Source organism: Candidatus Tremblayella phenacoccinincola (assembly GCF_002682985.1).
Taxonomy (GTDB): domain Bacteria; phylum Pseudomonadota; class Gammaproteobacteria; order Burkholderiales; family Burkholderiaceae; genus Tremblaya; species Tremblaya phenacola_C.
The window spans coordinates 1-5,562 of sequence record NZ_MKGN01000005.1 but is presented as its reverse complement, the minus strand read 5'-3'; the positions used below and the strand labels follow the sequence as shown (position 1 = coordinate 5,562).

The window sequence follows — 5,562 nt, the reverse complement described above, 5'->3', positions numbered from 1 at the left end:
CTTGTCCATATAGAACCGTATGTTGAAAGCATCCAACCTAATATTAACTCTGTTCTAGGGGGGTGTGATATCTGAACATGCTAGAAGTATTGGAGGTATCGGATGGTTCTTGTGAATACATCTATAGCGTAGCGCCAACACCCAGTTAATCTTATGTTAGCTGTTATATATAGACTAAACTAACAGCTGTCTCAATAGATATACTTAATCATTGTAGTTACCTTTTTTATACGACTTAGTAGGAGTTCTTTATTAAATATGGTTATGACTTGAGATATGCCTGGTGATTCAGCTTTTCCTAATATACATATTCTTAATAGCATAGCTATATTACATACAGTTATATTTAGGCTTATAGATATCTTTTGTATTAGAACAGCTATTATAGATATGGTCCAACCTTTTGTTAATGCTAGCTCTTTATATATGGGTTCTATGGTAGCTAAAGAATCCATTGTTTCTAAGTAGTACATATATTCTGATAGGATAAACCCAATGGAAAAGAGTCTTAATAAAAATAGAGTACCTATTTCCTTTCAAGATCTAATAGCTCGTCTTCAAAGATATTGGACAATGAATGGATGTATACTAATTCAACCAATAGATATAGAAGTTGGAGCTGGTACTTCGCATCCTATGTGTTTATTAAATGCTATTGGTCCTGAACCAATTGCAATAGCATATACTCAATCTTCACGTAGACCTAGTGATGGTAGATATGGAAAGCCTACATCTCGACTACAACACTATTATCAGCTTCAAGTTATCATAAAACCAACCCCAAAAGATATACAAGATATCTATATAAAGTCGATAGAGTCTTTAAACATTGATTTAAGATATAATGACCTTAGGTTTGTAGATGATAACTGGGAGAACCCAACACTAGCGACTTGGGGTATAGGTTGGGAGGTATGGCTTAATGGGATGGAAGTTACACAGCTCACCTATTTCCAGCATGTTGGTGGATTAACCTCTAACCCTGTAACCACAGAGATTACATATGGTTTAGAACGGTTAGCTATGTATATTCAAGGAGTTAACAATATATATGCCATTTCGTGGAGTAATGGTCTTTTTGGTTATGTTTCATATGGAGACATGTTTCTAAAAAGAGAGCTAGAACATTCAATATATAGTTTTGAATATACAAACTTAAGCCTGTTGTTTAGTTTATTTGAGCTACATATAAAAGAGGTTCAAAAGATCTTAAAGCATACTAAGATATTATTAGATGTTGCTTATGAATATGTTTTAAAAGCTGTTCATATATTTAACCTATTAGATGCTCGTAATACATTAGCAACTACTGAAAGGAAGTCACACATAATGTGTATACGCTCATTAGTAAAAGAAATATCTAAAAGGTATTATAGCTACCGAAAGACAGTTGGGTTTCCAAAAAGAGGACTAATATAATGACCTATGACTTTATAGTAGCTTTTGGGTTAGAAGAGTTACCATATAATATAATATTAAACATAGCACAGTCTTTTATGGATGTTATTAGAAAAGAGTTATCTAGTATATATATTATATATGGAAGCCTATCTGTTATATATACACCGCGTAAGCTAGTATTAAAAGCTAATAAGATATCTAAACCAAGTCCTAATATATATACAGGCCTATATGGTATAATATATAGCTCTTTAAAAGCTTTTACTTCTTTTAAATCAATGAACTGGAATGTATATGAGAAAGCCTTTAAGTTTATACGTCCTTTACATACTTTAACTATATTACTAAATAATAAGCTAATGACTGGTTCTATACTAGGTGTTAGTTCCAATAGATTCGTAAACGGCCATAGACATATAGGATCTAAAAGGATTTGTATTAACCATGCAAATAGCTATTTAAAGTTATTATTAGAAAAAGGGAAAGTATTAACTGACTATTCCTTACGGTTAAAGGTAGTTCATGATAAAGTTAATAGCATAGCTAAACCTAAAGGACTTGTTAAGCTAGACTCTATTCTTTTGACAGAAGTAACAAGCATGGTAGAATGGACTACAGTATATATAGGTTCTTTTAATAAAAGCTTTTTAATAATACCTAAAGAGCTATTAGTATTTATTATTAAAGCTAGTCAAAAGTATTTACCATTATATGAGACAACCTATCTGGATAAACATAACCATAACCTAAAGCTATTACCATATTATATAGCTGTTAGTAACATAATACCAACTAGATATTCTAAAGTTATTAGCGATAGCCAAAAGGCAATAAGGTCCCGTTTAGTAGACGCTTTATATTATATATATAAGGACCGATATATATGCTTAGAACAGCTCACTCCAGCTTTAAATGATATAGTGTTTGAGAAAAGCTTAGGCACCTTGAGGGAAAAGAACCACAGGTTAGAGCATATATCAAGTTGGGTTTCTCAACATATAGGAGCTAACCATATATATTCATCTCGTGCTGGGTTGTTATCTAAATGTGACTTAGCTACAAAGCTGGTTTATGAGTTTAAAGAGATATATGGATATGTAGGTATGCACCATACTAATCATGATAACGAACCTAAAGAAGTGTCATTAGCTTTGATGGAACAATATAGTCCTCGTCTTTCAAATGACATGCTACCAACAACTTTAGTAGGCTGCTCAGTAGGTATTTCTGATAAAGCTGATAATATTATTGGGTTAATAGGTGTTAATGGGGTTCCTAAGGGCAATAAAGATCCTTATAGTTCAAAGCGTCTTATTATAGGTATCTTACGAATAGTAATAGAATATAAGCTAATATTAAACCTAAAAGAACTTATAAAGAAGTCAGCTAGCACATATGGGAATACCTTAGTTAACAAGAGTCTAACATATATTATAGTTGCTTTTTATATTAAGAAGCTAAAAGGATGGTACCAGTCTTTAGGATATAATAGTAATACTATATGCTCTGTTTTAGACTTATCTATAGAATATCCTTTAAATATACACAGCCGAATATGTTTGTTAAAGCATCTTCAAAAGCTTAAGAACATTAGGTATATTATAGAAGCTAATAAGAGACTAACAAATATTATTATAAAGCTTAGCTATATTAACAATAGTTCTAAAGTTAATATGTATTTACTAAGGAGCTCTGAAGAAGTTAATATCTATAAGCAGTTTATAGTTATTAACAAAAGGATATCCTATTTATTATATAGTTTAAGCTTATCAGAAACCTCATTACTTCTAATAAAGCTAGCTAAGTCTATATGTGATCTTTTTAAGAGGGTTTACATTATAGATAACCCCAAACAAATACGTAATAATAGGCTAACCTTATTGAATAACTTAAAAGCCACATACCTATATATAGCAGATATGGTTTATATTAACTAAGACACATGCTTCTAGCTATATATAGTCAATATTATACATATGTTTCCTTAGTAGTTCAGGTACTTTTATTCTACCTTCTTTTGTTTGATATGTTTCTAATATAGCTACTAATACTCTTCCTACGGCTAAACCAGAACCATTTAGTAAATGTAATAGGCATGTCTTTTTATAGTTCTTATTTCGAAAGCGGGCTAATATACGACGAGCCTGAAAGTCGCTAGTATTTGAACAAGAAGCTACTTCTTTATATATGGTTTGAGACGGTAGCCAGGCTTCTAAGTCATAAGATTTACAAGCTGAAAAGCTAAGGTTTTTCCCGGATAGATATAGCTTTCTATATGGTAAGCTTAATAGTTGTAATGCCTTCTCCGCATGATATGTTATTTCCTCAAGAGCTTGCATAGAAGAGACTGGGTTAACTGCTTGTATTAGTTCTACTTTATCAAACTGGTGTAGTCTTAGCAGTCCTTGAGATTCTTTTCCATATGAACCAACTTCATAGCGAAAGCATGGAGTATATGCTACTAGCTTTATTGGTAATGCCTCTTCATCAGTAATTAGGTTCCTTATTAAGTTAATTAAAGGCACTTCTCCAGTTGGTATAAGCAGCTTATTAGATTCATTAATATGAAATACCTCTTTACTAAATCTTGGCAGCTGTCCAGATCCTAACATAGACTCATAGCTAACTAAATATGGTAAACATTGGTCTTTATAGATATGGGAATCAGTATGTATAGCTATCGTAAGTTGGGCTAATATCCGATATAGACTAGCTAGGCTACCACTTATTACTACAAAGTTAGAACCTACTATTCTTGCTGCGCTAGGAAAGTCAATGGTTTTAGTTAGCTTTCCTAGTTCTATATGGCTACGTATATTAAAACTATAGTTAGTAGGAGCGTTCCATATTACAGTCTCTGTATCTTCTTGTTGTATATCTTCTTCAGGTATATTAGGTATTAGTAACCTATAGCTATATAGATATTCTTTTATATTGTTTAGTACGTAGTTTACGGCTTTTATAGACGCGTCTATCTCATTAGATTCTTTTAAAGCCAAAGTAACTTCCTTTCCTTTTGGTTTATTATATCCTATGGAATTAGCTCTTATATTCTTTATAGCCAGTATATAGGATGTTTCTGTTTGAAGTAGCTTACTACGATATTCTTGTTCATCTATAGCTTTTATATTTAATAAGTGGCTTCTACGTATTAGTTTATTAGCAGTTAGGTTAAGACTATTGCGTAACAAGAATGGACTTAACATATTATTCCTAGGTTTTAATAGCTTCTCTAACCTAACTATAAGAGAGGGGGGGTTTATAATATTATGCAATATATACTAAAGAACCTAAAGACTAATCTATTGAAGTTTATGCCTATGGTTATCGAACAAACACCAAGGGGAGACCGTTCTTATGATATATATTCTCGTTTGTTAAAGGAGCGTATAATATTCGTTACTGGACAACTAGAAGACTATATGGCTAACTTAGTTACTGCACAGCTATTGTATTTAGAAGCAGAAAACCCAATAAAAGATGTTTACCTTTATATTAACTCACCTGGAGGCATTATTACTTCAGGTATGACAATATATGATACTATGCAGTTTATAAAACCAAATGTGAATACGCTTTGTATGGGACAAGCTTCTTCAATGGCAGCCTTTATATTAGCCGCAGGTACTAATGGTAAACGCTTTTGTTTACCCAACTCTCGAATTATGATACACCAGCCTCTTGGTAGTTTTCATGGACAAGCTACTGATATTGAAATACAAGCAAAAGAGATAATAAAGATAAGAGCTCGTTTAAATGGTTTACTTTCTATACATACTGGCATGGAAGTTGAATCAATAAAAAGAGATACTGAGCGAGATTACTTCTTAACGCCTGAAGAAGCAGTTAGCTATGGGTTAGTGGATCACGTATTAGCACAGCGTTAACACAAAGACTGTTTAGAACCACTACAAAGAGGAAGTATTCTATAGTTAGCATGGGTTCCAGCTCTCCTTGGGTTTGGATGTCTCTTGGGTTGTGGTCTATGGGTTGAGAGCCTGAAGAAGATGTTCTTAATAGAAGCATCAGTAGCTTCATCTAAATATGTTAGAGAAGGGAGTAATATAGATATGCCTAATAACTACTACTACCCTCCTCCTTCTAGCTATATAGCTAACTACCAATAGGGTTCCCCCAAAGAACTATCTAAGCAGCTCATTA

The 5,562-nt window shown here is 32.6% G+C and carries 5 protein-coding genes; 3 read left to right on the top strand and 2 right to left on the bottom strand.

The window, feature by feature from the left end; all coding sequences use genetic code 11:
* Positions 1-191: 191 nt before the first annotated feature.
* A complete protein-coding gene (locus TPPER_RS00255) occupies positions 192-473 on the bottom strand; it encodes a hypothetical protein (RefSeq protein ID WP_099336795.1) in 282 nt (93 codons plus the stop codon).
* A 22-nt stretch (positions 474-495) separates the two neighbouring features.
* Between TPPER_RS00255 and glyQ the strand changes: the two genes are divergently transcribed.
* Both glyQ and glyS read left to right on the top strand, forming a co-directional pair.
* Positions 496-1,419: a glycine--tRNA ligase subunit alpha gene (gene glyQ / locus TPPER_RS00250; protein WP_099336794.1), complete on the top strand. Its 924-nt coding sequence runs from the start codon at positions 496-498 to the stop codon at positions 1,417-1,419.
* Entirely contained in the window at positions 1,419-3,338 is a 1,920-nt protein-coding gene (gene glyS, locus TPPER_RS00245) for a glycine--tRNA ligase subunit beta (protein WP_099336793.1), read from the top strand. Before glyQ ends, glyS begins: the two co-directional genes overlap by 1 nt.
* Positions 3,339-3,353: 15 nt before the next feature.
* On the opposite strand, the gene serS is transcribed toward glyS, so the two are convergent.
* A complete protein-coding gene (serS, locus tag TPPER_RS00240; protein WP_146684946.1) occupies positions 3,354-4,607 on the bottom strand; it encodes a serine--tRNA ligase in 1,254 nt (417 codons plus the stop codon).
* Between the two features lie 63 nt (positions 4,608-4,670).
* On the opposite strand from serS, the gene clpP reads away from it, so the two are divergent.
* A complete protein-coding gene (gene clpP, locus TPPER_RS00235; protein ID WP_099336791.1) occupies positions 4,671-5,288 on the top strand; it encodes an ATP-dependent Clp endopeptidase proteolytic subunit ClpP in 618 nt (205 codons plus the stop codon).
* Positions 5,289-5,562: the final 274 nt, after the last annotated feature.